The organism is Leptothoe sp. PORK10 BA2, from assembly GCF_034932105.1.
GTDB lineage: Bacteria > Cyanobacteriota > Cyanobacteriia > Phormidesmidales > Phormidesmidaceae > Leptothoe.
The window spans coordinates 1-3565 of sequence record NZ_JAYGIG010000109.1; the positions used below are offsets into that span (position 1 = coordinate 1).

A 3565-nucleotide genomic window follows, 5' to 3' on the forward strand; every position below is an offset into this window, starting at 1 on the left:
GCCGAATCGACGCTTAAACTTTGAATTGCTAAGGGTTTGGGTGGCTTCGTAGTTCATCTGCCTAGGTGTAAAGCAATGAACCAAAACCTAAAAATCTACCATAGAAACTATTATGCAAGAGGTCTATAGATTGAACGTTGTGGTGGTTGGCCGTAACCATGGTTAGTGTTTTGCAGACATCATTGGGACTATTAAAATCTCAGCTGTCCCGGAAAATTGTCACGTCAATTTTTTTGAGCCTTGCTGCGATTGAGTTGGTGGTGTTTATTCCCTCCTACCACCAGCGACGGGTGGATAAACTGAAGGAGCTAGAGGCGATTTCAGAAGAGGTGCTGTTGACCCTGAAGGCAAATGTAATGGCCGAGATGCTATCCGCTGAACTTTTAGCGGAAGTCCAAGCCAGTCTGAGCCCTGACACGATCATTTTGGGAGCCGCCCTCTATGACATTCAAGGAGAGCTGGTAGATTCCTTTGGGGAAGCACCCACCCTGTTAGCTCCTACGGGGGGGCTAACGTCCATCAAACGGCTATTAACGGCATCGGGAACCCGTTACGATGTGGCCTGGCCCAGCCGTCAGTTTCAAGGGCAATATGTGTTAGTGATTCGCCATGATGCTACATCGGTGCGTCGCTATATGGTGCAATACTCCATTGGCATTTTCTTGATTGTTATTTTAATTTCTGCCTTTGTCACCCTGGTGACTATTTTTATGTTGGAGCGGATGCTGATTAACCCGCTACTGCTGTTGCGGGATGATCTGTGCCAGGCAGCCGAGGCGGTGCATCAGCCGCAGTTGGCGAAGTTTAAGAGTTTAAAACAGTCTCGGCAAGATGAACTGGGGGAGGTGATTCGGGCCTTTGCGTCGATGTTTGGTCAGATCTCTCAGGAGGTGCAAGAGCGGCAGCAGGCGGAGGCAGCCCTGAGGAGTGAGCAGGAGAAGAGCGAGACGTTGTTGCGTAATGTGTTGCCGGTGGCCATTGCCAACCAGCTGAAAAACGATCCTTCTAACCGCATGGCCATTGCGTCTCGGTTTGAGCATGTCACCATTCTCTTTGCTGACATTGTTGGTTTCACCCAACTCGCGGCGAAGACTGCCCCCACTAAGCTGGTGTGCCAGCTCAACGATATTTTTTCGGTCTTTGATGCTTTAGCGGAGCGTCACGGTTTAGAAAAGATTAAAACCATTGGGGATGCCTACATGGTGGTGGGCGGTGTGCCAGCACCGATGGAGAACCATGCGGAAGCGGTGATGGCCATGGCTATCGACATGCAGGTGGCGGTCAAGCACTACGATGTGCAGCTGCGGATTGGGATTAATACTGGCCCAGTGGTGGCTGGGGTAATTGGTAAGAAAAAGTTTAGCTATGACCTATGGGGGGATGCGGTGAATATTGCTAGCCGGATGGAGTCCCATGGGGTGGCGGCTCGGATCCAGGTGAGTGCGGAGACCCATGGGTTGCTGAAGGGGAAATTTCAGTTTGAGGATCGGGGTTGTATTGAGATTAAGGGGCGGGGGCAGGCCCATGCGTATTTGTGGGTGCCGTCTGTGGTGGATGTGGGCGCGGTAGCTGTAAATAGGCGTTTGAAAGGGGGGAATTGAGGACCCACCCCGTTGCCCCTCCCTGGAGGGGATTTTATGCTGGCGAGGAGTGTTAGGTGTTGGATTTTGGGCTGTAACATTCTTTTAACTACAAAGAATCTTACGCTCGTGAATCCCCTCCTTGGAGGGGTGCCCAGCGGGCGGGGTGGGTCTCGATCCTTGACACTATCGGAGGACCCACCCCGTTGCCCCTCCCTGGAGGGGATTTTATGCTGGCGAGGGGTGTTAGGTGTTGGATTTTGGGCTGTAGCATTCTTTTAACTACAAAGAATCTTACGCTCGTAAATCCCCTCCTTGGAGGGGTGCCCAGCGGGCGGGGTGGGTCTCGATCCTTTGGGCTATTGGAGGACCCACCCCGTTGCCCCTCCAAGGAGGGGATTAGAGGTTGGCAAGGAGTGTTAGGTGTTGGATTTTGGGCTGTAACATTCTTTTAACTACAAAGAATCTTACGCTCGTGAATCCCCTCCTGGGAGGGGTGCCCAGCGGGCGGGGTGGGTCGCGATCCTTGGCGCTATCGAAGGACCCACCCCGTTGCCCCTCCATGGAGGGGATTTTATGCTGGAAAGTAGCACAAGGATTATCTTTGATGGTCAATTATCCATTGCTTGATGGCTTGACAGACTTCTTCTGAATTTTGCTTGACATCCTCATCCTGGAATCTAAGGAACTTAACTCCGAGAGCTTCAAGTCTGGCCTGACGTTGTTGGTCGTACTCCTGGGCTTCAGGATTATCGTGGTAGGAACCATCAACTTCAATTGCGAGGCCCAAGGCTTTGCAGTAAAAGTCTACGATGAATTGATCGATGGGGCGTTGTCGATCAAAGTCGTAGCCCATCATTTGTTTTTGTTTAAGCCGTTGCCAAAGGATGATTTCACCTTTGGTCATGTTTTGGCGTAGCTGACGGGCACGTTCCCTGAGCTTAGGATTGTAGGGAATAATGGGATTTTTCATAAGTTGAGAGTGCCCAGATCAGGGGGAGGACCCACCCCGTTGCCCCTCCAGGGAGGGGATTTTATGCTGGCGAGGGGTGTTAGGTGTTGGATTTTGGGCTATAGCATTCTTTTAACTACAAAGAATTTACGCTCGTAAATCCCCTCCTTGGAGGGGTGCCCAGCGGGCGGGGTGGGTCGCGATCCTTGGCGCTATCGGAGGACCCACCCCGTTGCCCCTCCATGGAGGGGCAACGGGGTTGACGAGGGGTGTTAGGTGTTGGATTTTGGGCTATAGCATTCTTTTAACCGCAAAGAACTTAGGCTCGTAAATCCCCTCCTTAGAGGGGTGCCCAGCGGGCGGGGTGGGTCGCGATCCTTGGCGCTATCGGAGGACCCACCCCGTTGCCTCTCCAGGGAGGGAATTTTATGCTGGCGAGGGGTGTTAGGTGTTGGATTTTGGGCTGTAACATTCTTTTAACTACAAAGAATCTTACGCTCGTGAATCCCCTCCTGGGAGGGGTGCCCAGCGGGCGGGGTGGGTCGCGATCCTTGACACTATCGGAGGACCCACCCCGTTGCCCCTCCCTGGAGGGGATTTTATGCTGGTGAGGGGTTTTAGGTGCTGGATTCCAGAGAACCGGTTAAATTCTAGAGAGCCTAATACCAACAAAAATTATCCCGAATCTTTCAAATCGGGGTTAATCTATACCCATCCATATCCTTTTTGACACTGAGCCCATACCTGATTAGTCAACTGGGAGCCCTGCTGGGTCGTCCCCTAGAAGAAATCGCTGAAGCGCGATTTGAACACCACGCCCAGGCGAAATATGCGTAGGTCTGCCCCTGCTTAACTTCAAACAGAAGCTCTCTGATATGGGACATTTTTACCAAAACTATGCAGATAGGGCACTGGTTCCGTCGACTGGGTGCCTTGAAACACTTGGCTTCAGTGGGCTAGACAGCATATCGAATAGAAAATAACTGCGACCAAGATATCCCTGCCTCCAAAATTCCTAACTTCACAGCAGGGA

At 51.9% G+C, this 3565-nt stretch carries 2 protein-coding genes; one reads left to right on the top strand and one right to left on the bottom strand.

Annotated elements, in window-relative coordinates:
- Window positions 1-158: 158 nt before the first annotated feature.
- The gene (locus VB741_RS14770) at window positions 159-1601 is read left to right on the top strand and encodes an adenylate/guanylate cyclase domain-containing protein (protein ID WP_323365948.1); all 1443 of its coding nucleotides are present in this window, start codon (window positions 159-161) and stop codon (window positions 1599-1601) included.
- A gap of 577 nt (window positions 1602-2178) precedes the next feature.
- On the opposite strand, the gene VB741_RS14775 is transcribed toward VB741_RS14770, so the two are convergent.
- Entirely contained in the window at window positions 2179-2553 is a 375-nt protein-coding gene (locus VB741_RS14775) for an endonuclease domain-containing protein (protein WP_323365949.1), read from the bottom strand.
- Window positions 2554-3565: the final 1012 nt, after the last annotated feature.